A 23,458-nucleotide genomic window follows, 5' to 3' on the forward strand; every position below is an offset into this window, starting at 1 on the left:
GGCGCCGACCGGGAGGCGGTGGTGCGGGACTGGCTGGGGCCGACGGGCTGAGGGTCAGCCGGGCTCGTTGCCGACGATCCCGACGAAGCTCACCATCTCGCCCGGGTAGCCGCCCAGGTTGTGGGTGAGGGCCAGCCCGCGGTCGGCGGTGGTGATCCGCCGCTCCTCGGGCGCGTCGCCGCGCAGCTGCAGCCAGGCCTCGAAGAACATGCGCAGCCCCGAGGCGCCGACGGGGTGGCCGAAGCTCTTGAGGCCGCCGTCGGGGTTCACCGGCAGGTCCCCGGCGAGGTCGAAGGTCCCGGCGAGCACCTCCTTCCACGCCGTGCCCCGCTCGGCGAAGCCGAGGTCCTCGTAGATGAGGAGCTCGGCCGGCGTGAAGCAGTCGTGAACCTCGGCCATCGCGATCTGACCGCGCGGTTCGGTCACCCCGGCCTGGGCGTACGCGTCCCGGCCGGCGGCCTGGATCTCGGGGAAGTACGTGTAGTCGTAGTCCGGGTCGGCGTTGCCCGACGCGTTGCCGGCGACGAACGACAGGGCCTTCACGTACAGCGGCCGGTCGGTGTAGCGGTGGGCGTCCTCGGCGCGGACCAGGATGGCGGCGGCGCTGCCGTCGGCGACGCCGGAGCAGTCGAACACCCGCAGGCCGCCGGCCATCAGCGGCGCCCCGCAGATGGTCTCCATCGTGACTTCCTTGCGGAACTGCGCCCGCGGGTTCCGAGCGCCGTTGTAGTGGTTCTTCCAGGAGATGCGGGCCAGGACCTCCCGCATCTGGTCGTCGCTCACCCCGTACTTGTGGCCGTAGGCCGGAGCGCACATGGCGAACATGGCCGCGGCGGTGAGGGTGCGGTTGGTGCCGTCGGTCGGCGTCTTGCCCGCGCCCACGAGGCCCTGGTAGCCGCTGTCCTTCACCTTCTCGACGCCGACGGCCAGGGCGGTGTCGTACGCGCCGGACGCCACCGCGTAGGCGGCGTTGCGCAGCGCCTCGGAGCCGGTGGCGCAGAAGTTCTCGACCCTCGTGACGGGCTTGTTCTCGAGCTGGAGCGGGCGGGACACGGTCATGCCCGACATGCCGGACATGGCGGTGCCGACCCAGTAGGCGTCGATGTCCTGCTTCGTGACGCCGGCGCTCGTGAGGGCGTCGGTCGTCGATTCGATGAGGAGGTCGTCGGCGGACTTAGTCCAGTGCTCACCGAAGCGCGTGCACCCCATCCCCACGATGGCCACCCGGTCCTTGATGCCGTGCGAGCCCATGTCCTGTCCTCTCTCGTCGGGGCCCGATCCGCTACCCGGCGCGGAGCGGGCGCGCCTTCCAGAAGTAGTTGTGGATCCCGTCGGCGGTGAAGAGCCGGCGGAATGTCATCTCGACCCGGTCGCCGACCTGCAGCTCGTCGGCGTTGACGTCGGTGAGCTCGATCGGCAGCCGCCCGCCGCCGTCGAAGTCGACGATCGCGAACGCGATCGGCGGGCTCGGCGAGTAGGCGATGCGGTCGATCGTGATCGCGGCGACGGTCCCGGCCACGTCGGCCATCGGCGTGGGCTCCATGTCGTCGACGTCCCCCCCGACCCGCGAGACCCGGGCGGGTGGGAGGTGCAAGGCGTCGCTGGCCCGGTCCTTCGATCCGACGAAGCCGTACTTCCAGCCCTCGGTGCGGCCGGTGACCGCGGCCGAGATCCGGTCGGGCTCGGGTCGCCGCGGCGGCTCGATGGTGACCATGCCGCGCCAGGCGAGGAACTTGCCGTAGGGCAAGGGGGCGCCGGCCGCCACCTGGGCCGCGACGGGACGGGCCGAGGCCCAGCGGGCCAGCGCGTCGGTGGCGCGGAGGATCAGGACGTCGGCGCCGTCGGCGAGCGACACGAGGGCGATCGTCTCGCCGGGCGCGGCCGCCTCGAGCGTGGCCGCCAGGAGCAAGCCGGGATGGGCGGCGCCGGTGAACCCGACGGCGGCGCCGAGGTCGTCGACGACCCGGCTCGGGTCGACGCCGAGTCGGGCCGTGAGGGCGCGCACGGCGCGTGCGTGCGGCCCGGTGACGATGACCCGGTCGATCTGCTCGGCGCTCAGCTCGGCCGACTTCAGGGCCGCGTTCCACGCCTGCTCGCCGAGCGGCACGTACTTCGTCTCCCCGAAGCGCTCCTCCCAGACCTTCGAGCGTCGCTCGCCGGGCTGACGCCAGCGGTCGATGAACTCCTCGGTGGTGTGGCCCTCGCCGAGCACGGTGGCGAGGAGCGGCCCGTCGGCGGCCGACCCGATCAGGACGGCGGCGCCGGCGTCGCCGCCGCCGGCCTCGTCGGCGCTGGTCGGGAGCCCGTCGCGCAGGTCGGCGGTCACGACCAGGGTCGGGTCCGAGCCGTGCAGGGCCGCGACCATCGCCGCGACCCCGGAGCGGATGGCGCCACCGAAGTCGGCGGCCAGCACGTCGCCGTCGAGGCGCAAGGCGGCGTGGACGGCGGTGGCGTTGGTCTTGTCGAGGTACGCGGGACCGGTCGTCGAGAACCACAAGGCCTGCGGGCGCGACTCGGGCGCGGCCCGGAGCGCGAAGCGCGCCGCCTCGACCCCCATCGTGGTGGTGTCCTCGTCGTAGCCGGCCACGGCGCGGGTGCCCCGCCCACCGCCGGACCCGAAGGTCTGGGCGATCGCGGCGCGGTCGAGCCGCCGGTACGGCACGTAGCCGGCGACGCTCAGGATCCCTTGCATGCGAACGGTGAGCGTACCCGGGTCTCGCCCGACCCCACCTACGATGCGCGCGTGGACGATGGCCGGCCGCACCGCCTCCGGGGGCGACGGTGAAGCTCGGGGACGTCGGCAACCCCGACGCCGCCCGCTACGGCAAGCCCCTCGACGGGGTGCGGGTGCTGGCCGCCGAGCAGATGCAGGCCCTGCCCTACGGGACCCAGCTCCTCGCTCGGCTCGGCGCCGACGTCGTGAAGGTCGAGCACCCCGGCGAGGGCGAGTCGGGTCGGGGCGCGCTCCCGGCGATGACGGACCCGACGGGGCGGCGCGCCGGCGCGACCTTCCTGCGCAACAACCTCAACAAGCGCAGCGTCGGCATCGACCTCAAGACCGCCGAGGGTCGGGAGCTGTTCGTCGCCCTCGCCGCCCACTACGACGTGGTGGCCGAGAACTTCAAGCCCGGCACGATGGCCCGGATGGGACTCGGCTACGGGGACCTCGCCGCGCGCTACCCGCGACTCATCTACGCGTCCGTCTCCGGGTTCGGGAACACGGTGCCGTCGCCGTACGACTCCTGGGCGGCCTACGCGCCGATCGTCGAGGCGATGTCGGGGATCTACGCCTTCAAGCAGGTGGACGACCAGCCGCCGGTCGTCGGGCCCGTCGGCGCGCTGGGCGACATCTCGAGCGCGCTGTTCGCGGTGGTGGGCATCCTCGCCGCGCTTCGCCACCGGGACCACACCGGGGAAGGCCAGTACGTCGACGTGGCGATGCTCGACGCCGTCGTCTCCATGACCGACCTCGTCACCAACTTCTGGTCCATGGGCCTGCGACCCGGCGGCCTCGGGCCGCTCCTCATCATGGACGGCTTCCGCGTCCAAGACGGCTGGATCGTCGTGCAGGTCGGGCGGGAGCACCAGTTCGAGCGGCTGGCCAAGATCATCGGTCACCCGGAGTGGCTCGACGACCCGCGCTTCGCGACGCGGGAGGGCTGGCGGGTGCACCTCGAGGACGTCATCCGGCCGGCGATCGAGGGCTGGGCGGCGTCGAAGACGAAGCTCGACGCCGCCCGCGAGCTGAACGAGGCCGGGATCGCGGCCGGGCCGATGAATACCGCGCCGGACGTGATCGCCGATCCGCACGTCGCCGCGCGCGACATGCTCGTCGAGGTGCCCCGAACTGACGGCGAGCCGCCGTACCTGATGCCGGGCAACCCGGTGAAGCTGACGAAGGTCAGCGAGGGCCCGGAGACGCGCGTCCCCTGGGTCGGCGAGCACACCGACGAGGTGCTGCAGGGGGAGCTGGGGCTGGACCCGGCCGAGCTCGAGCGTCTGCGCGCCGCGGCCGTGATCAGCTGACCCGGGCCGCTGACGGCCTCCGGACGGCGCGGTCGACACCAGCCGCGTCGCCCGCCATCATCCTTGGGGTGGGCGCCGAGGACGACGTTCGCTCGGCGAACGCCGCGTTCTACGCCGCCTTCGAGGCCGGCGACCTCGAGGCCATGGCCGACGTCTGGGAGCAGTCCGAGCGCTCGCGCGTCACCCACCCCGGGTGGCCCACGCTCGCCGGCTGGCCGAAGGTGGCCGGCTCCTGGCGGGCCATCTTCTCGAGCACGCCGTTCATCCAGTTCGTGCTGACCGACGAGCGCGTCCTCGTCGTCGGGGACGTCGCCCTCGTGACCCTCGACGAGAACATCCTGCAGGCGGCCGACCCGCCCGAGGGCGGCGACGTCGGCTCCGACCAGCTGTCCGGCGCGCGGGTGGCGGCGACGAACGTGTTCGTACGCCAGCGCGGGCGGTGGCACATGGTGCACCACCACGGCTCACCGGTGAGCGGCGACGCGACCTAGCGGCGGGCGGGCGCCGATCGCTCGGCGGCGTGGTCCTCGATGGCGCGGTTGATCGCGTTCGACGCCGCGTCGACGAATCGGCCCTCGCTGCCGGCGATCCAGTCGTAGGAGGACTGGATCGGGTCGAGCTGGCCTTGGAAGCGCGGCATCACGTACCGGGCGAACAGCTCGTAGCTCTCGAGCGTGGCCGCGGGATCGGCCCACTCGTGCCCGAAGATCAGGAAGGTGCCGAAGCCGCCCGACTGGCGCTCGAGGCGCTCGATCTGGCGGATGGCGTCGTCGGGGGTGCCGATCACGGCGAAGCCGGACCGGTCGCAGTGGTCGAGGATCCCCGGGATGTCATCGGCGTCCCCGACCGGGCTCGTCGGCAGCACGTGGCGGAAGTACCGGGCGAAGGGCAGGATCCCGTACTCGACGTCGCGCCGGGCCTGCTCCCGCGTGGTGGCGAGGTGCATCGGGCCGACGAGCCGCCACCGGGCCCGGTCGGCGCGACGGCCGAACTCGGCGGCCCGCTGCTCCATCACGTCCCAGTGGGCGGCGAGCACGTCGAAGCCGATCTCGGTGGTGGCGCCGATCGACAGGAGCCCGAGCCCGTAGCGCCCGGCGGCGCGCGGGCCCGCCGGCGAGAGCGTCGCCGCGACCGCGAGCTCGAGCCCGTCGGCCGAGTAGGGGCGCAGCTGCAGCCGCGCCTCGTCGAGGGTGAACCAGTCGGTGCGCATCGAGACGACCTCGCCGGCGAGGAGGCGGACGATCGCCTCGAGCGCCTCGTCCATCCGGGGCCGCTGCGTGTCCGGCGGGATGCCCATCATCAGCGCGTCGGACGTCAGCTGGCCGGGTCCGCAGCCGAGCATGACCCGCCCCCGGGTGAGGTGGTCGAGCAGCACGAAGCGGTCGGCGAGCAGCAGGGGGTGGTGGTAGGGGAGCGAGTTGACCCCGGTCCCGAGCCGCAGGTGCCGGGTCCGCTCCGCCGCGGTGGCGAGGAACACCTCGGGCGACGCGATGAGCTCGAAGCCCCCCGAGTGGTGCTCGCCCACCCAGGCCTCGTCGAAGCCCAGCCGGTCGAGGTGGACGAGCAGCTCGAGATCCCGTTCGAGGGCCACGGTCGGGTTCTGGCCGACGTCGTGGAACGGGGCGAGGAAGATCCCGAAGCGCACGGTCGGGGATCGTACGCGCCCCTAGGCGCGCTCGGCCGAGATCCAGGCGTCGAGGTTGGGGCTGCTCGTGAAGCTCGAGATCAACGCGTACCGCGTCGACGCTCCCGGATGGCACACCACGTGCCAGAGCCGTTGCGTGTCCACCACGAACCGGGAGCCCCGGTGCAGCGGAACGTGGGCCTCGGTCGACGGGTCGGGGAGGCCGTCGGGGCCCTGCTCCATGAGGATCATGAAGCTGTCGGGGTGGTCGGTGAGCTCGGTCCACATGCGGACCACCCAGCCCTCGTCGTGGGGGTTGAAGCGGTTGTTGTCGTCGCGGTGGATGTGGCGCAGCGACTCCTCGTAGCGCTGCGGCTCGAGGCGGATCACGCGCACCCGCCCGAAGTCGGCGCCGACGGCCTCGACCTGACGCACGATGCTCGGGCAGCGCGGCGCGTTCACCGTCCAGCGGCCGCCGCGGTCGGGGCGCTCGTCCCCGGGCTTCCAGAACCCGCGGCAGTCGAGCTCGCCGTCGGCGGTCGCGATCGGCGCGAAGTTGGTGTCGCCGCCGCTCTTCCAGTCCATGAACTCGAGGCCGAGGTACTCCGGCTCCTCGATCGGCGGGTCGAGGTCGCGCAGCACGACGTAGCCCCGCTCCGCCAGCGCCGCCGGCCGCGGGTGGGGCGTCTCGAGCGGGATGTCGGTCGACCAGTGCGGGGTCTTCAGCGCCCCGCGGAGCAGGTCGGCGGTCGGGACCATGGCCCGAGTGTAGGAACCGGCCCCGCTCGGGGTCGGTCTCCCGGCCGTGGCGCCGCTCAGAGCTCGAGGTCGCCGGTGGCGCCACGCACCGAGCCCGTGCTCGCGTACGCGCCCCGCACGTTGCGCGCGATCAGCGCCTGATGCACCTCGTCGGCGCCGTCGACGAGCCGGGCCGAGCGGGCGTGCCGCAGCATGCGCTCGAGCGGGGTGTCGGTCGAGTAGCCGAGCGCGCCGTGCACCTGCACGGCCCGGTCGACGACGCGCCACAGCGCGTTCGCCACATGGTGCTTCGCGAAGCTGACCTCCTGGCGGAACGGCAGGCCGTGTTCGATCTTGTACGCGGCGTGCAGCACCATGAGCTTCGCGGCGTACAGCTCCATCGCCGAGTCGGCCATCATCCACTGGATCGCCTGCTTCTCGGCCAGCGGCTCGCCGTGCAGCTGGCGCTGCTCGGCCCGGTCCACGAGCAGCTCGAGCGCGGTCTCGATCTGGCCGATCCAGCGCATGCAGTGCGCGAGCCGGGCCGGCCCGAGGCGAGCCTGCCCGAGGAGGTGACCGTTGCCGCGGCCGCCGAGGACGTTGGCGTCGGGCACGCGCAGGTCGGTGATCCGGATCTCGCAGTGGTTGCCGTGCCCGGCCATCGTCTCCACGTCGCGGACGATCTCCCAGCCGTCGGCGGGCAGGTCGACCAGGAACGCGGTGTTGCTGGCCTGGGGCGGGTCGGCGTCGGGGTCGGTCTTGGCGATGAGGATCGCGAACCCGGCGCCACGAGCGCCGGAGATGAACCACTTGTGGCCGTTGATGATCCAGTCGCCGTGGTCGTCGTCGTGGACCGCGGTGGTGCGGATCCCGGTCGGGTCGGATCCGGCCACCTCGGGCTCGGTCATGGCGAAGCACGAGCGCACCCGTCCCTCGAGCAGCGGCCGCAGGTACCGCTCCTGCTGGTCCGGGGTGCCGTGGTGGAGCAGCGTGTGCTGGTTGCCCTCGTCGGGAGCCTGCGCGTTCAGCACGAACGGGCCGAAGTTCGTGCGGGCCGCCTCGGCCGACACGAAGGCCATGGCGGTGACGCCGAGGCCCAGGCCGCCCCATTCCGCCGGCATGTGGGGGAGCCAGACCCCGAACTCCTTCGCCTTCTCGCGGAGCTCGAGGATCATCGCCACCACGTCGCGGCGGGCCGGCTCGCCGTCGGGCGCGTTGGCGTAGAGCTTCTCCTCGGCGGGGCGAACCTCGGTGTCCATGAACTCGCGGACCCGGCGTCGCACCTCCTCGACGTCGGGCGGCAGCGTGAAGTCGATCGCCATGCCGGCGAGTGTCGTGGCGCCCGCCCCCGCGGTCAAGCCGGGCGGGGCCGACCGCCGACGGAGCCGGCGCGGCCTCGGCTCAGCCCGCCGGCCCGAACGCGCCCGAGGGGGTGAGCAGGCGACGCCGCCAGCGGTCGGGGGTGAAGAGCGCGGCGCGCGGATAGTCCTCGAACATCCAGCGCGCGAAGTGCCGCCGGGTCCACGGGCTCAGACCGGCGGCTCGGATGGCCGCCGCCGTGACGCGCCGTGAGCTCAGGAGGCGCTGCAGCAGCGCCGCGAACCGCAGGTCGCGCCCGAGGGCGCGGTGGACGGCGGCGCGATACCGGTCGTCGACCGCGGCGGCGTCGCCGCCGCCGGCGACCGCGACCGCGGCCAGCGCACCGGTCTCGATGGCCTGGGCGATGCCCTCGCCGGTCATCGGGTCCACGACCCCGGCGGCGTCGCCGGCGTAGAGCACGCGGCCGTCCGCGAGTCGGGCCGGCGAGTACGCGCTCGGGATCGGCCAGGCCCGGTGGCGGTCCTCGGGCTCGGCGAGGGGACCGAGCGCGGCGCGCATTGGCGCCCGGTCCAGCAGGTCGGGCCAGAGCCGACGGAGCGCGGCGCCGTCGTAGCCGCCGCCCCGCAGCACCCCGAACCCGACGTTCGCGCGCCCGCCCGGCAGCGGGAACACCCACGCGTAGCCGGGGAGCAGGTCGGGCTCGAAGAGCACCCACAGGCGCGCGTCCCCGACCTGGCGGAAGTACTGGCGGACGGCGTGCCACGTCCCGAGGTCCGGGCCGGCGTGGCGGCGGGCCCGGCGGACGCTCGAGTAGTGGCCGTCGGCCGCGATCACGAAGCCGGCCTCGAGGTCGTCGCCGTCGTCGGTGCGCAGCCGCACCCGGTCGGGCCGCTCGACGACGTCGGCGACGGCAACGCCCTCGTGCACGCCGATCCCGAGGGCGCGGGCCCGGTCGACGAGGGCGGCGTCGAGCTGGGCCCGCTCGACGACGGCGGCGTGCATCCCGCTCCCGGGGAGCGGGAGCTCCACCTGCCAGCGGTCCGGCGCCACGAGCACGACGGCGCGCACGGTCTCGGCCGGCAGGCCCGGCACCTCGACGCCGAGGCCCTCCAGGTCGCGGAGCGCGGCCGCGGTGAGGCCGTCGCCGCAGGTCTTGTCGCGGGGGAAGTGGGCCCGGTCCACCACGACGACGTCGAGGCCGCGGGTCCGGGCCGTGATCGCCGCGGCCGTGCCGGCGGGCCCGGCCCCCACCACGACGACGTCGGCGCTGGCCCGCACCTTGACGACGGTATCCACGTCCGGGGCGGGCGTTTCGACGCTGCGGCGCCGCCCGGAGCAGAATGCGCCCCGCCGCCGACGGCACGGGCCCGAGGCGGCGCGCCGACACCGGAGCCGATCACCCATGAACATCGCCGTCTGCGTGAAGCAGATCCCCGACCCGGCCCTGCCCGGCGAGCTCGACCCCGAGACGAAGACCCTCAAGCGGGAGGGCAAGCTCATCCTCGACGAATCGGACAGCTTCGGCGTGGAGATGGCGCTCCAGCTCGCCGACGGGACCGGGGGCGGCGAGGTCACGCTGCTCTCGATGGCCCCGAACGACGAGGTCTCGGGCCTGCGCACCGCCCTGGCGATGGGCGCGGCGAAGGCGGTCCTGGTGTCGGACCCGGCCCTGGCCGGCAGCGACGCGCTGGCCACGGCGAAGGTGCTGGCCAAGGCCGTCGAGCGCGCCGGCGCCGTCGACCTGGTGATCACCGCCACCGAATCCACCGACGGGTACACCGGCACCATCTCGGCCCAGCTGGCCCAGCAGCTCGACTGGCCGTCGCTCACGTTCGCCAAGCACGTCGAGGTCAGCGGCGACACGGTGACGATCCAGCGGCAGACCGAGGCCGGCTACGACGTCGTCGAGAGCTCGCTGCCCGCGGTCGTGAGCGTGACCGCCGGCGTGGTGGAGCCTCGCTACCCGTCGTTCAAGGGGATCATGGCGGCGAAGAACAAGCCGGTCGACGCGTGCACCGTCGCCGACCTGGGCCTCTCGCCCGACGAGGTCGGGTGGGCCGGCGCCCGCCAGGAGATCACGGACGTGGCCGCGGCGCCGGCGCGAGAGGCGGGCGAGAAGATCGAGGACGACGGCAGCGCCCACGAGCAGATCGTCGCCTTCCTGGAACAGCTCAAGGTCATCTGAGGTCGACGATGGGCATCACGAAGGTCTGGGTCTACGCCGAGGCGGACGGCCCGAAGCCGCACGCCAGCACCCTCGAGCTCCTGACGAAGGCCCGCGAGCTCGGCGACACGGTCGAGGCCGTGTACGTGGGCGCCGACGCCGACGCCTTCGCGGGGCCGCTCGGGGAGCACGGGGCGACGACGCTCTACGCCGCCGACCCGGGCGAGGCGCTGAGCGGCGTGGTCGGCGCCGCCGTGCTCACGGCGCTCGTCGCCGCCCACCAGCCCGACCTCATCCTCTTCGCCCAGACCTACGACGGGCGGGACGCGATCGGCCGCCTGTCCTCGGCGCTCGACCGGCCGCTGGTGACGAACGGCACCGCGCTCACGGTCGACGGGGACCGCGTGACGGTCGGCACCGCCATCTTCGGCGGCAACACCCTCGTCGACACCGCGTTCACGGGGCCGGCCCCGTACCTCGCCGCCATCAGGCCGAAGTCCTTCCCCGCCGAGCCGTCCGGCGGGGGTCCCGCCACCGTGGAGCGGGTCGACGCCGTCGACGCCGGCCGGGCCGGCGAGGCCCGCGTCCTCGAGCGCCACGTCGAGGAGCGCGAGGGCCCGAAGCTCGAGGAGGCCGCGGTCGTGGTCTCCGGGGGGCGGGGGCTCGGCAGCGCCGAGGCGTACGAGCCGCTCGTCGAGGAGCTGGCCAAGCTGCTCCACGGCGCCTCGGGGGCGTCCCGGGCCATCGTCGACGCGGGCTGGGTCCCGTACGCGAAGCAGGTGGGCCAGACCGGCAAGGTCGTGAAGCCGAAGCTCTACGTCGCGCTGGGAATCTCGGGCGCGACGCAGCACCTCGTGGGCATGAAGGGCTCCGACAACATCCTGGCGATCAACAAGGACGGCGAGGCGCCGATCTTCTCGATCGCCGACCTCGGCGTCGTCGGCGACGTGCACAAGGTCGTGCCGAAGCTCATCGAGGCGATCAAGGCCAAGCAGTAGGCCGTCGCGCCCGTGCAGTTCGAGGTGCGGGCCCTCACCGACGACGAGGTGCGCGCCGCGGGCGGGGTCGCGGCGCGGGCGCTGCGCGACAACCCCATGATGGTGTTCAGCGTCCCCGACGACCCCTTGGGCCGGCTGCGCGCCGGCTACGACACCTTCGGGGACCGCATCGCGCCCGGCTCGGTCGGCGCGCTGGTCGGCCGCCACGTGATCGGCGTGGCCGCCGCGGCGCGGCCCGGCGGGTGCGTCGCCGTGACCGCCACCCCCGAGCTGCGCCGGGCGCCGGACCTCCGGCCCGTCGACGCCGTCGGCTACGAGCGGGCCCGCTTCGTCATCTCGACGATGTGCGACCACGACCCGGCCGAGCGCCACGTCCACGTCGGCCCGGTCGGCGTCGAGCCGGGCGGGCAGGGCCTCGGCGTCGGCGCCGCGATGCTGCGTGTGGTCTGCGAGCGGCTGGACGCCGAGGGCGAGGTGGGCTGGCTGGAGACGGACCGACCCGAGAACGTCGTCTTCTACCGTCGCCACGGCTTCGACGTCGACGCCGAGGATCGCCGGCTCGGCTTCCCGATCTGGTTCATGCGCCGACCGCCTGGCTGAGCCGGGGACGGCCGGGCCGCGGCCCCGTCCCGATCGGGAGCCCGGCGCGCCGCCGCGCGAGGCTCGAGCCGTGGACCTCGCCGAGCTGCCGCCGGCGCTGGCGCCGCTCGCGTTCCTGCTCGGCACCTGGACCGGCGAGGGCGAGGGCGACTACCCGACGATCGAGCGCTTCGCGTACGCGGAGGAGACGACGTTCGCGTACCCCGGCCGCCCGGTCGTGGCCTACTCGCAGCGGACGTGGGTCCCGCCCGACGGCGCGCCGTCCCACGCCGAGGTCGGGTACCTGCGGCCGACCGGCGACGGCGCCGAGCTCGTCCTCGCCCACCCGAGCGGCGTCCTCGAGCTGAGCCTCGGCACGGTGCGGGGCGACCGCCTCGAGCTGACGTCGCGCACGGTCGCGACGACCCCGACGGCGAAGGCGGTGACCGAGGTGCGCCGCACGTACGAGCGGCGCGGCGACGTGCTCTGGTACCGGCTCGACCTGGCCGCGGTCGGCCTGCCCCTCGGCTTCCACTGCGAGGCGGTGCTGCGGGCCACGGAGGCGGCCTGAGGCGCGAGGCTCGGCGTGGCGCCGCCGCACCGGCGGTCAGTCGGCGAGGTCGACGACGAGCGGCGCGTGGTCCGACGGCAGCTTGCCCTTCCGGGCGTTGCGGTCGACGAGCGCCCAGCGCACCCGGCGCGCCAGCGGCTCGGTGACGAGGACGAGGTCGATCCGCATGCCGCGGTGCTCGTGGAAGTCGCCCCGGCGGTAGTCCCAGTAGGTGTAGAGCCGGTCCTGGCCGTACACGGCGCGGAAGGCGTCGACGAGGCCCCACGCCTCGAGGTCCCGCACCGCCGCCCGCTCGGGCTCGGTGACGTGGGTCGCGCCCTCGAACGCGGCCGGCGACCAGACGTCGCGGTCCTCGGGCGCGACGTTGAAGTCGCCGAGCACCGCGAGCGGGTCGTCGGGGGAGGCGGTGGCGTCGAGCCACTCGCGCAGGCGCCGGAGCCAGTCGAGCTTCCGGGCGTAGTAGTCCGAGCCCACCTCGCGGCCGTTCGGCACGTACACGGTGACGACGCGCACGCCGCCGCACGTCGCCGCCAGCAGCCGCGCGTCGCCTTCGTAGGGGTCGGCGAGCTTGGCGTCGTCGAACCCGGTGCTCACCTCGTCGATCCCGACGCGGGACAGGATCGCCACGCCGTTCCACTGCCCCTGGCCGTGGTGGACGGCGTCGTAGCCGAGGGCGCCGAACGCCAGCTGCGGGAACGCGTCGTCGCTGACCTTCGTCTCCTGGAGGCACACGACGTCGGCGTCGGCGTACGCGAGCCACTCCTCGACGCGGTCCTGGCGCGCCTTCAACGAGTTGACGTTCCAGGTCGCCAGCCTCATGAGGGCCGCCGGGGCCGGGCCGCGGCCGGGCTCGGCCGGGTGGCGTCGACGGCGATCCGCCGCCGGACCAGCGCCAGCGCCGCCCCCGCCACGCCGAGGCCGACCACGACCGAGACGACGATCGTGAGCACGCCGCCGCCCCCGCCGGCGTGGTGGGTGACCGGCCCGGTGCAGGCCACGTGCGGCCCCGCGGGCCGGCCGTTCGGGCACGGGACGGCGGCGCCGGCGGGTGGCGGCGCAGCGACGGTGCCCGCGGCGGTGGGACCGAGGAGCACGGTGACGCCGAGCCCGACGGCGGCGACGGCCGCCCGTCCCGTCATCGTCGGGCCGGGGCGACGTAGCGCGGGTTCGAGACCTCGATCTTGGCCCGCACGGTCGCGCGCGTGACCGCGAGCGCCTCCGGGTCGTCGTCGAGGCCGCCCTCCCGGATCCGGCGGGCCAGTTCGGCGACGAGCGTCGACACGTCGCCGTCGTGGCCGAGGAAGGTCGCGAGGCGCGCTCGGGCCGCGGCGTCGAGCGCGGCGCCGAGCGCGAGCTCGCGCTCGACCATGCCGAGGGCGTTGACGGCGACGCGGGTGTGGAACCCGACGCGCCCGTTGACGGCGCCCTGCACGTCACGCTCGAGGAACTCGCGGACGGCGGCCACGAGCTCGGCCGCGCTCGGGCGGTCCTGCAGCGACGGGACGCGATCGGCGCGGGCGGCGCCCGCGCCCGGCGCCGGGTCGGGCGGCCGGTCCTCGTCGTCGAGGAGCTCGAGCAGGTCCCACTCCATCTCGGCGATCCGGCGTCCCAGCGTCGCCAGCTCGACCGACCGGACGAGCCCCTGGAGGTGGGTCTGGGCCTGGATCTCGCAGATCACCCCCCACTTCAGGGTCCCGAACGCCTCCCACCAGGCCAGCCGGGCCGGGTCCACGGGGCCGCCGCCGGCGGCGGCGTACGCGGCACCGAGCTCCTCGACGTCGCCGAAGCCGCCGACGCGGTGCTCGGTCACGCCGAAGCGCCACGACTTCACGCAGAGCCAGCCGAGGTCCTCGAGCGGGTCGCCGAGGTGGGCGAGCTCCCAGTCGAGGACGGCCCGGAGGCCCTCGGGCCCGACGACCAGGTTCCCGGCGCGGAAGTCGCCGTGCACGAGCGTCAGCTCGTCGACCGAGGGTGCGTCGCGGGCGAGCCGGCGCAGCCCGAGCTCGAAGGCCGGGTGCGGCTCGCCGAAGCCGTCGAGCACGGCGCGGTACTGGTCGAGCTGCTCTCGGGGGCCGAGCGCGGCGAGCGGCGGCAGCGCGCCGGTGGGCACGGCGTGGATCCGGGCCGCCTGCGTGCCGCACTGGGCCGCGAGCCGCGGCCGGGCGGCGGCGTACGCGTCGTCGCGGAGGATCCGACGGGCCACCGTCTCGCCCTCGACCCGGTCCATCACGAAGCCGGTGCCGAGCCCGTCCTCGGGGGTGAGGACGAACCGCACCCGCGGCGCCAGCACGCCGGCGGCGTGGGCGGCGGCGAGCACGTCGGCCTCGGCGGAGCGCGCGAGCGGGCCGGCGACGTCCGGCGCCGGGTCGCGGCGCAGCACGAGGGCGAGCTGGTCCCCGCCGACCCGGGCGTCGAAGGCCCAGGTCTCTCGGGACGCGCCGCCGGAGAGGCGCCGGACGCCGGCGACGGTCGCCTCGCCCGCCAGGTGGCGCGTCACCGCTGCCGCCAGGGCCGCCGCGTCCAAGGCGCAGCAGCCTACGAGCCGGCGTCGGCCGGGCCCGCAGCCGACCGCGCCACTCGGGTCAGGCGGCGACACCCACCGGGCGGCCGTCGACGATCTGGTCCAGGTACTCCGAGAGCCCGAAGCCGACCCGCCCGTCGCTGCGCCACTCCGTCATGCCCTCCGAGATCCGGGTCACGAGCGGCTCGCCCTCCGGGCTGGTGCGACGGTTGCGGAGGGGGATGAGCGACAGCACGGTGCCGTCGATCACGTGCTCGCCGTCGGCGGTGGCGGCGACGGCGCGGATGTGCTCGTGGTAGTGGTCGTCGCTGCGCCACGTCGTGTCGAGGGTCACGCGCTCGAGCGGCTGGTACTTCCCGTCCTCGAGCCACACCCCGCCCACCTGCTGCTCGCCCGTCCGTCGGGTGACGATCGAGACCACGAACCCGGCGTCCTCGCCGAAGTTGCCCGTGAGCCACCGGTACCACCAGGGCGACTGCCAGAAGCGAGGGCCCCACGAGTGGTCGCGCAGGCCGTAGCCGTCGACGGCCCACTCCTCGTCGCCGACGCGGACGACGCCGCGGGCGCCGACGTGCTGCTCGTAGTGCCCGCGGGCGAACGCCTCGGCCGCGTCCTCGACGATCGAGGTCCCGTCGTCGTTCACGCGCTCGCCCCCGAGCATCGGGGACAGGCCCCGGTACTCGAGGTCGACGGCGCAGCTCGTCCACGGGTTCTCGGTGAACGCCCGGCGGGGGTCGGCCATCTCGAGGGGCCGCTCGAGGAGGCAGATCTTGCCCTCGTAGCTGACGCGCTGGGCCTCGAACGGCGTCACCACCTCGAAGCGCATGCCGCCGGCGTCGAAGGCGTCGTTCGTCGCGATCTCGGGGCGGTGGTAGGTGAACGCGACCCGCCCGTCGGGCAGGTAGAGGCAGGTCGTGAGCTCGGCGTACCCCTCGTTGGCGCGGTTCCCGAGCCGGAGGAAGCCGCCGAGGCGCTCGCGGGGGTCGAAGTAGTTGAAGTACATGCTCTCGTTGAAGTTCGAGGCCTCCTCGAGCGGGTGCATGTACTCGTCGGCGGGGTCGAGGCGCAGTCGCATGCGGCCATCGAACCCGGGCCTCGGCGTCCGGTCAAGCAGGCCGGCTCGGTCGCACCGAACGCGGGCGTGCCGGCCCGCGACCGGCACCTCTAGTCTCGGACACCGACGTCGGGGAGGAGCCGTGGCCGGGCCGCTCGAATCGCTGAAGGTCGTCGAGCTCGTCGGGATCGGGCCCGGCCCGTTCGCGGCGATGCTGCTCGCCGACATGGGCGCCGACGTGCTGCGCGTCCACCGCGTCGAGTCGGTCGAGCGCGGCTACGACCCCGGCGGCGTCCCCGTCCTCGACCGGAACCGCCGCTCCGTCGGCGTCGACCTGAAGCGTCCCGAGGGCGTCGAGACGCTGCTGCGCCTTGTCGAGCAGGCCGACGCCCTCCTCGAGGGGTTCCGGCCCGGGGTCACCGAGCGGCTCGGGGTCGGGCCGGACGCCTGCCGGGCCCGCAACCCGCGCCTCGTCTACGGGCGGATGACCGGCTGGGGCCAGGACGGCCCGATGGCGCACGCCGCCGGCCACGACATCGACTACATCGCCCTGGCGGGGGCGCTCGCCCACTTCGGCCGGGCCGGGGAGAAGCCGACGCCGCCCCTGAACATGGTCGGGGACTTCGGCGGCGGCGGCATGTTCCTCGCCTTCGGCGTGGTGTGCGGCGTGCTCGAGGCGCGCACCTCGGGGCAGGGCCAGGTCGTCGACGCCGCGATGGTCGACGGCACCGCCGTCCTCATGTCGATGTTCTGGGGCCTGCGCCACCTCGGCGCCTTCGACGAGGCCCATCGCGGCACGAACGTGCTCGACACGGGCGCGCCCTTCTACGACACCTACGAGTGCGCCGACGGCGCCTTCGTGGCCGTCGGCGCACTCGAGCCCCAGTTCTACGCCGAGCTGCTGGCCAAGACGGGCCTCGGCGACGAGGACCTCGGGGAGCAGATGGACCGCAGTGGCTGGTCCCGCCTGCGGGAACGGCTGACCGAGCTGTTCCGGACCAAGACCCGCGACGAGTGGCGCGCCGTCCTCGAGGGCAGCGACGCCTGCTTCGCGCCCGTGCTCACCCTCAGCGAGGCCGCCGAGCACCCGCACGTCACCGCGCGCGGGACCGTCGTGGAGCACGACGGCGTGCTGCAGCCGGCGCCGGCGCCCCGCTTCTCGCGCACGAGGCCCGAGCTGCGCCGGCCGGCCCCGAAACCCGGCGAGCACACCGACACCGCGCTGCGCGACTGGGGCTTCAGCCCGGGCGAGCTGGCGTCGCTGCGCGACGCCGGCGCCATCCGCTGACGCCCGCTCAGCGCCCGTCGACGACGGCGCGGATCGCGGCCAGCCCCTGGTCACGCGCGGTGGTGGTATCGGCCGTCACCGTGACGTGGCCGACCTTCCGGCCGGGGTGGGGGCCCTTCCCGTAGTCGTGGAGGTGCGCGCCGGTGACGGCGAGCACGCGCTCCCGGTCGGGGAGCGTCCCGAGCGCGTTGACCATGCCGCTGTGACCGCGGGCCTCCACGGAGCCGAGCGGCCACCCGAGGATGGCGCGCAGGTGGTTCTCGAACTGGCTCGTCACCGCGCCCTCGATCGTCCAGTGACCCGAGTTGTGGACGCGCGGGGCGAGCTCGTTCACGAGCAGGCGACCGTCTCGCTCGAAGAGCTCCACCGCGAGCGTGCCGACGTGGTCGAGCTCGTCGGCCACGCGGCGCGCGATCGCGTCCGCGGCGGCCTGGCCCCCCTGCGCGGGACCCGGGGCCGGGGCGCGGGTCGCGCGCAGGATGCCGCCGCCGTGCTCGGTCTCGACGAGCGGGTAGCACGCGGTGGTGCCGTCGAGGCCGCGGACGGCGATGATCGACAGCTCGCGGTCGAACGCGACGTGCTCCTCGAGGATCAGCGGCACGTCGCCGAGCGCGGCCCAGGCCTCGTCGAGGTCGCCGGCCGTCCGCAGCACCCGCTGGCCCTTGCCGTCGTAGCCGCCGCGCCGCGTCTTCAGCACCGCCGGCAGCCCGAGCCGCCCGACCGCCTCGTCGAGGCCGCCGCGGCCGTCGACGGGCGCGAACGCCGGCACCGGCAGCCCGAGCCGGGCCAGCATCGTCTTCTCGGCCAGCCGGTCCTGGGCCACCTCGAGCGCCCGGGCGTTCGGGCGCAGCGGCGCGCGCGCGCCGGCCGCCCGCGCCGTCGGGCCCGGCACGCCCTCCCACTCGTAGGTGACGACGACGGCGCCCTCGGCCAGGGCGGCGGCGGCGTCGGCGTCGTGGAGCGACGACACCCGCAGCGCCCCGACCGCGGCCGCGGCGGCGTCGGGGGAGGGGTCGAGGAACCGGAACCGGAGGCCGAGCGGGATGCCGGCCAGGCCGAGCATGCGGCCGAGCTGTCCGCCGCCGAGCACCGCGACGACCGGTCCCGCGCCCTCCACGGTCGCGTTCTACCCCACCGGACGGCCGGTCGCCGGCGGGGCGGGGCCGAAATGGCTCGGACGTTGCGTGGGGTCCGGTACGATCCGGGGCGCGACACCGGCGTCGCCCCAGCTCTCGGACCCGGATGGGGTGCGGCGCCCGTCGTGACGCCGCGGCTCCCCGGACCATTCCCCGACCGCGAGGAGACCGTGTCCACGCACGTGCAGCGTCTGCGCATGCCCGAGCTCGACGGGTGCGGCATCGGCTTCGTCGCCGACGCCGCCGGCGGGGCCTCGCGCGGCGTCGTCGAGCTGGCCCTCACCGGGCTGGGCTGCGTCCGGCATCGGGCCGCCGTGGCCGCCGACGGCGTCTCGGGGGACGGGGCGGGGATCCTGGCGCCGATCCCGCGGTCGTTCTTCGGCCGGGTCGGCGCGGCGGCGTGCGGCCGGCCGCTCGACGAGGCCCGCCTCGGGGTCGTGTTCGCCTTCTTGGACCTCGACGACGACGTGGCCCGCAAGACCGCCGAGGCCGCGGTGGCGGACGCGTGCGCCGCCGAGGGCCTCGAGCTCGTCGGCTGGCGCGGGGTGCCGATCGACGAGGCCCACCTCGGCGCCCACGCGCGCGCCGACCTGCCGAGCCTCGTCCAGGCGCTGCTCCTGCGGCCCGAGGGCGTCGACGACGACGAGGCCGAGCGACGGGCGTTCCGAGCCCGGCGCCGCGCCGAGGCCCGGTGCCGAGAGGAGGGGGTGCGCCACTACTTCGCCAGCTGGTCGTTCGCCACCGTCACCTACAAGGCGCTCGTCATCAGCGACCGGCTGCCGCTCTTCTACCCCGACCTGGCCGACGAGGACTTCGTCGCCCCGCACGTCGTCTTCCACAGCCGCTTCTCGACCAACACCCTCCCGGCCTGGGAGCGGGCCCAGCCGTTCCGGCTCCTCTGCCACAACGGCGAGATCAACACCCTGCAGGGCAACGAGCACCGCATGCTCGCCCGCGGGAGGCTCGGCTCCGACACGGTCGGGCTCGGCCCCGAGGAGCTGCTCCGGCCGGTGCTCGAGCCGTCCGGCTCCGACTCGGCGAAGCTCGACCAGACGCTCGAGCTGCTCGTGCGCGGCGGGCGCGACGTCCGCGCCGCGGTGTCGATGCTCGTCCCCGAGGCGTGGGAGGGCGACCGGGAGCTGGCCCCCGAGGTCCGGGACTACTTCCGGTACCACGCCTGCCTCACCGAGCCGTGGGACGGGCCCGCCGGGCTCATCATCAGCGACGGCCGGCGGGTCGGCGCCGCCCTCGACCGCAACGGGCTGCGCCCGCTCCGGTGGCAGCGCGCCGACGACGGGATCGTCGTGTGCTGCTCGGAGGCGGGCGCGGTGCCGCTGACCGGGCACGGCCAGATCCAGCGGGGCCGGCTCGGCCCGGGCGAGATGCTCTGCGTCGACCCGGACGCGGCGACCCCCTGGCAGGACGACGCCACCGTGAAGCGGGGGCTCGCCTCGCGGGCGCCGTACGGCGAGTGGGCCCGCGACGGCCTCGTGCCCGCGTCGGGCGGCACCGCGCTCCTCATGCCACCGGGGCGGGGCGAGCTCACCCGTCAGCAGGTCGCGCACGGCTGCAGCGGCGAAGAGGTGACGATGGTGCTGCAGCCGATGGCGACCGACGCCAAGGAGCCCACCTTCTCGATGGGTGACGACACGCCGTTCGCCAGCGTGGCGACGCGGCCGCGCCCGTTCTTCAACTTCCTGAAGCAGCGCTTCGCCCAGGTGAGCAACCCCCCGATCGACCACCTCCGCGAGCGCCTCGTCATGTCGCTGCGGACCTGCCTCGGCCCGCGCCGGGCGCTGCTGACCGAGGTGCCCGAGGCGGCCCGCCTCCTCGAGCTCCAGAGCTTCTTCCTGTACCCGGACGCGCTCGAGTCGCTCGAGGACGCGGCCCGGTCCCCGTTCCGGGCCCGACGCCTCGACGCCACCTTCGCCGCCGCCGACGGGCCGGACGGCCTGCGCGCCGGCCTCGACGAGCTCGTCGACGTCGGCGTCGCGGCAGTGCGCGCCGGCGCCGCGGTGCTGATCGTGTCGGACGCCGCCGTCGACGCCGCCCGGGCGCCGATCCCGTCGCTGCTCGCGCTCGGCGCCCTCGACCAGCAGCTCGTCGCCGAGCGGATCCGCCAGGAGTGCTCGATCGTCGTCGACACCGGCGACGCCCGCGACACCCACGCCATCGCCTGCCTGCTCAGCTACGGCGCCGACGCGGTGTGCCCGCGCGTGGCCCTCCAGACGGTGGCGGCGATGGCCGACGACGGCCGCCTCGGCGAGCTCGACTCGCCCGCGGCGCAGTCCCGGTACCAGGCCGCGGCCGAGGACGGCGTCCTGAAGATCATGTCGAAGATGGGCATCTCGACCGTCGACGGGTACCGCGGCGCGCAGATCTTCGAGGCCGTCGGGCTGGGCCGCGAGGTGATGGAGCGGTGCCTGACCCACACCACCTCGACGGCCGGCGGGGTCGGGTTCGCGACGCTCGGCGCCGACGTCCTCGCGCGGCACCGGGACGCCTACGAGGCGGAGCGACCCGCCCTCGACCAGCCCGGGTTCATCCGGTTCCGCAAGCGCGGCGGCGAGTACCACGCCAACAACCCGGACCCCGTCATCAAGCAGCTCCACGCGTCGATCGGCCTCGTCGTCGAGGACCCGGACGACGAGGACGCGCCGCGGCGGCGCCCGGCGAAGGCCGACGCCGACAGCAAGTTCGCCGACGTCCCGTCGGCGCCGGTGGAGGACCAGGGGCGGGTGATCGTGCTCGACCCCGAGATGCGCGACGACAGCGGCCAGCTCCCCCTCCCCGACCTCGTCCCCGAGGCGCCGCCGGTTGAGCGGCAGGCCGCGCACCTCCTGACCCGGGCCGTCCGAGAGGGACGGGCCGAGCTCTACGACCGGTTCCGCGACCTGGTCGAGAGCCGCCCGGTCACCGAGCTGCACGACCTGCTCGAGCTGGTGCCGGCGGCGCCCGCGGTGCCCGTCGACGAGGTGGAGCCGGTGGAGGCGATCACCCGGCGCTTCTCGACCGGCGCCATGTCGCACGGGGCGCTCTCGGCCGAGGCGCACGAGACGCTGGCGATCGCCATGAACATGCTCGGCGGCCGGAGCAACTGCGGCGAGGGCGGCGAGGACCCGGCGCGGTACCGCACCCGCGGCACGGCCCGGGACCGGAACTCGCGCATCAAGCAGATCGCGTCGGGGCGGTTCGGGGTGACGCCTGAGTACTGCGCGTTCGCGGACGAGCTGAACATCAAGATCGCCCAGGGCTCGAAGCCGGGGGAGGGCGGCCAGCTGCCCGGCCACAAGGTGAGCCCCGAGATCGCGCGGCTGCGGTTCACCCAGCCCGGGGTCGGCCTCATCTCGCCGCCCCCGCACCACGACATCTACTCGATCGAGGACCTGGCGCAGCTGATCTACGACCTGAAGCAGGTGAACCCCAACGCCGACGTGTCGGTGAAGCTCGTCGCCGAGCAGAACGTCGGGACGATCGCCGCCGGGGTCGTGAAGGCGCTGGCCGAGGTCGTGCACATCTCCGGCTGCAACGGCGGCACCGGCGCGTCGCCGCTGTCGTCGATCAAGAACGCCGGGCTGCCCTGGGAGCTGGGCCTGGCCGAGACCCGGGCGCGGCTCATCGAGAACCGGCTGCGGGACCGGGTCCGCGTCCGGGTGGACGGCGGGTTCAAGACCGGCCGCGACGTGGTGGTCGCGGCGCTGCTCGGCGCCGACGAGTACTCGTTCGGCACCGCGGCCATGCTCGCCGAGGGCTGCATCATGGTGCGGGCCTGCCACCGCGACACGTGCCCCACCGGCATCGCGACGCAGCGGCCGGGGCTGCGGGCCAAGTTCGCCGGCACCCCCGAAGGCGTCGCGACGTACATGCTCTACGTGGCCGAGGAGGTCCGTCGCCTCCTCGCGTCGCTCGGCCTCCGCAGCCTCGACGAGGCCGTCGGGCGGGTGGAGTGCCTGCGGCAGCGTCGGACCGGCGACGCGCGAGCCGACTCGCTCGACCTGGCGCCCCTGCTCGTCCCGCCGCCCGACCCGCGGGCCCCGCGGCGGTTCGTGGCCCACAACCCGGTGCAGCGGCCCCGCTCCGAGCTCGACGCCCAGCTCCTCCAGGACGCCTTCGCGGCGGTGTGGGGCGGCGGCGAGGCGACGCTCGAGTACCCGATCACCAACGGCGACCGCACCGTCGGCGCGTCGCTCGGCGGCGCCATCGGCCTCGAGTTCGGCCAGCGGCTCCCGCCCGGCTCGGTCCACGCCCGGTTCACGGGCACGGCGGGCCAGAGCTTCGGGGCCTTTCTCTCCGCTGGGGTCACCCTCGAGCTGGTGGGCGAGGCCCAGGACTACGTCGCCAAGGGGATGGGCGGCGGGCGGATCGTGCTCCGGCCCCCCGACGACGACGCCGGCGACCCGGTCCTGGCCGGCAACACCGTCCTGTACGGCGCCACCGGCGGCCAGCTCTTCGCCGCGGGCCGGGTGGGGGAGCGGTTCTGCGTGCGGAACAGCGGCGCCACCGCGGTCGTGGAGGGCGTCGGTGACCACGCCTGCGAGTACATGACCGGCGGCACCGTCGTGATCCTCGGCTCCTTCGGGTACAACATCGGCGCCGGGATGACCGGCGGCGACGCGTACGTGTTCGACCCCGCGCGCCTGCTGGCCAGCCGGCTGAACCCGCAGCTCGTCGACGCGGCGCGCCTCGACGACGAGCAGGCGGCCGGGCTCCGCTACCTCGTCGAGCGCCACGTCGAGCTCACCGGCTCGCCCGTCGCGGCCGCCCTGCTCGAGGACTGGGACGCCACCCTTCGCCGCTGCCGCCGCGTCGCCCCCGTCAGCGAGGTGGCGCGCATCGAGCGCGCGAACGAGGGCGTGATCGGCGCCGCGCGCTGATCAGCCCGCCAGCACCAGCTGCGGGCGAGCGTCGTAGCCGAGGAGGTCGGCGACGAGGCGACGGATCGTCCCCGTCCGCGCGTGCTGGTACGCGCGCACGGCGCGGTTGTACGCCTCGACCGTTGGTGGGCTCACCACCACCCGGTCGAACACGCTCAGCGAGGCCTTGATCGCGGCGTCGGCGTTCAGGCGGTCGGAGGCGGCGACGTTCGCCTTCACCCGGGCCCCGAGCGCCTCGAGGTCGTTGGCGAGGGGCGCCTGGCTCCCCGGGTCGTCGACGCGCGCCAGCCGCTGCCACCGAGCCAACGCCGCCGCGAGGTCCGCGGTCACGGTCCGGCCGCGGGCGCCGGCGCGGTCGAGCGCCTGGGCGACCCCGCCGAGCGCCTGGTAGCGGGCGACGAGCGGGGCCCGCAGCGGCGTCCACGCCCGGTCGACCCGGTCCCGGGCGTCGCTCTGGTCCGGTCGGATCGTGACCATGGCGACGACCGCCGCCACCAGCACGACGGCCACGACGGCCAGCGCCACCCACAGCAGCCGTCGACGCACCGAGTCGACGCTACCGGCG

The 23,458-nt window shown here is 74.8% G+C and carries 20 protein-coding genes; 8 read left to right on the top strand and 12 right to left on the bottom strand.

What is annotated here, in order from left to right; genetic code table 11:
- Window positions 1-54: 54 nt before the first annotated feature.
- Window positions 55-1,251, bottom strand: a complete 1,197-nt coding sequence (locus tag VG869_13995; protein ID HEV3452293.1) for an acetyl-CoA acetyltransferase — start codon at window positions 1,249-1,251, stop codon at window positions 55-57.
- Between the two features lie 31 nt (window positions 1,252-1,282).
- On the bottom strand, window positions 1,283-2,692 hold the full coding sequence (locus tag VG869_14000; protein HEV3452294.1) for an OB-fold domain-containing protein: 1,410 nt from the start codon (window positions 2,690-2,692) through the stop codon (window positions 1,283-1,285).
- 89 nt (window positions 2,693-2,781) lie between these two features.
- On the opposite strand from VG869_14000, the gene VG869_14005 reads away from it, so the two are divergent.
- Together VG869_14005 and VG869_14010 are read left to right on the top strand one after the other, a co-directional pair.
- Window positions 2,782-4,026: a CaiB/BaiF CoA-transferase family protein gene (locus tag VG869_14005; GenBank protein ID HEV3452295.1), complete on the top strand. Its 1,245-nt coding sequence runs from the start codon at window positions 2,782-2,784 to the stop codon at window positions 4,024-4,026.
- 68 nt (window positions 4,027-4,094) lie between these two features.
- Complete coding sequence (locus VG869_14010) at window positions 4,095-4,517, top strand: nuclear transport factor 2 family protein (protein HEV3452296.1); 423 nt, start codon at window positions 4,095-4,097, stop codon at window positions 4,515-4,517.
- Here VG869_14010 and VG869_14015 read toward each other — a convergent pair.
- The 4 genes from VG869_14015 to VG869_14030 form a co-directional block, all read right to left on the bottom strand.
- Window positions 4,514-5,671, bottom strand: a complete 1,158-nt coding sequence (locus VG869_14015; protein ID HEV3452297.1) for an LLM class flavin-dependent oxidoreductase — start codon at window positions 5,669-5,671, stop codon at window positions 4,514-4,516. The genes VG869_14010 and VG869_14015 overlap by 4 nt on opposite strands.
- 21 nt (window positions 5,672-5,692) lie before the next feature.
- Window positions 5,693-6,409: a hypothetical protein gene (locus tag VG869_14020; protein ID HEV3452298.1), complete on the bottom strand. Its 717-nt coding sequence runs from the start codon at window positions 6,407-6,409 to the stop codon at window positions 5,693-5,695.
- Between the two features lie 56 nt (window positions 6,410-6,465).
- Entirely contained in the window at window positions 6,466-7,710 is a 1,245-nt protein-coding gene (locus tag VG869_14025) for an acyl-CoA dehydrogenase family protein (protein HEV3452299.1), read from the bottom strand.
- Window positions 7,711-7,789: 79 nt separating this feature from the next.
- Window positions 7,790-9,004, bottom strand: coding sequence for a geranylgeranyl reductase family protein (locus VG869_14030; GenBank protein HEV3452300.1), 1,215 nt, complete (start codon window positions 9,002-9,004; stop codon window positions 7,790-7,792).
- A gap of 106 nt (window positions 9,005-9,110) precedes the next feature.
- On the opposite strand from VG869_14030, the gene VG869_14035 reads away from it, so the two are divergent.
- The 4 genes from VG869_14035 (at window position 9,111) to VG869_14050 (ending at window position 12,020) form a co-directional block, all read left to right on the top strand.
- Window positions 9,111-9,893 carry an electron transfer flavoprotein subunit beta/FixA family protein gene (locus VG869_14035; GenBank protein ID HEV3452301.1) on the top strand — a complete coding sequence of 261 codons (783 nt, stop codon included), beginning with the start codon at window positions 9,111-9,113 and terminating at the stop codon, window positions 9,891-9,893.
- An 8-nt stretch (window positions 9,894-9,901) separates the two neighbouring features.
- Complete coding sequence (locus VG869_14040; protein ID HEV3452302.1) at window positions 9,902-10,870, top strand: electron transfer flavoprotein subunit alpha/FixB family protein; 969 nt, start codon at window positions 9,902-9,904, stop codon at window positions 10,868-10,870.
- Between the two features lie 12 nt (window positions 10,871-10,882).
- Window positions 10,883-11,470 (top strand): GNAT family N-acetyltransferase, encoded by a 588-nt coding sequence (locus VG869_14045; protein ID HEV3452303.1) that lies wholly within the window; start codon window positions 10,883-10,885, stop codon window positions 11,468-11,470.
- Window positions 11,471-11,540: 70 nt separating this feature from the next.
- Entirely contained in the window at window positions 11,541-12,020 is a 480-nt protein-coding gene (locus VG869_14050) for an FABP family protein (GenBank protein ID HEV3452304.1), read from the top strand.
- Window positions 12,021-12,056: 36 nt separating this feature from the next.
- Here VG869_14050 and VG869_14055 read toward each other — a convergent pair whose 3' ends face one another.
- The 4 genes from VG869_14055 to VG869_14070 are packed head-to-tail and all read right to left on the bottom strand — an operon-like array spanning window position 12,057 to window position 15,616.
- Complete coding sequence (locus VG869_14055; GenBank protein HEV3452305.1) at window positions 12,057-12,839, bottom strand: exodeoxyribonuclease III; 783 nt, start codon at window positions 12,837-12,839, stop codon at window positions 12,057-12,059.
- The gene (locus tag VG869_14060; GenBank protein HEV3452306.1) at window positions 12,836-13,159 is read right to left on the bottom strand and encodes a hypothetical protein; all 324 of its coding nucleotides are present in this window, start codon (window positions 13,157-13,159) and stop codon (window positions 12,836-12,838) included. The genes VG869_14055 and VG869_14060 overlap by 4 nt, the downstream gene beginning before the upstream one ends.
- Complete coding sequence (locus VG869_14065; GenBank protein HEV3452307.1) at window positions 13,156-14,544, bottom strand: phosphotransferase family protein; 1,389 nt, start codon at window positions 14,542-14,544, stop codon at window positions 13,156-13,158. Before VG869_14065 ends, VG869_14060 begins: the two co-directional genes overlap by 4 nt.
- Before the next feature lie 58 nt (window positions 14,545-14,602).
- Window positions 14,603-15,616 (bottom strand): hypothetical protein, encoded by a 1,014-nt coding sequence (locus VG869_14070; protein ID HEV3452308.1) that lies wholly within the window; start codon window positions 15,614-15,616, stop codon window positions 14,603-14,605.
- Window positions 15,617-15,737: 121 nt separating this feature from the next.
- Between VG869_14070 and VG869_14075 the strand changes: the two genes are divergently transcribed.
- Complete coding sequence (locus VG869_14075) at window positions 15,738-16,883, top strand: CaiB/BaiF CoA-transferase family protein (protein ID HEV3452309.1); 1,146 nt, start codon at window positions 15,738-15,740, stop codon at window positions 16,881-16,883.
- 7 nt (window positions 16,884-16,890) lie between these two features.
- On the opposite strand, the gene VG869_14080 is transcribed toward VG869_14075, so the two are convergent.
- A complete protein-coding gene (locus VG869_14080) occupies window positions 16,891-18,000 on the bottom strand; it encodes a 5-(carboxyamino)imidazole ribonucleotide synthase (GenBank protein HEV3452310.1) in 1,110 nt (369 codons plus the stop codon).
- Between the two features lie 189 nt (window positions 18,001-18,189).
- Between VG869_14080 and VG869_14085 the strand changes: the two genes are divergently transcribed.
- The gene (locus tag VG869_14085) at window positions 18,190-22,893 is read left to right on the top strand and encodes a glutamate synthase-related protein (protein HEV3452311.1); all 4,704 of its coding nucleotides are present in this window, start codon (window positions 18,190-18,192) and stop codon (window positions 22,891-22,893) included.
- Here VG869_14085 and VG869_14090 read toward each other — a convergent pair whose 3' ends face one another.
- On the bottom strand, window positions 22,894-23,439 hold the full coding sequence (locus VG869_14090; GenBank protein ID HEV3452312.1) for a hypothetical protein: 546 nt from the start codon (window positions 23,437-23,439) through the stop codon (window positions 22,894-22,896).
- Window positions 23,440-23,458 lie beyond the last annotated feature (19 nt).

The sequence above is a fragment of the Acidimicrobiia bacterium genome (genome assembly GCA_035948415.1).
Lineage (GTDB): Bacteria > Actinomycetota > Acidimicrobiia > IMCC26256 > PALSA-555 > PALSA-555.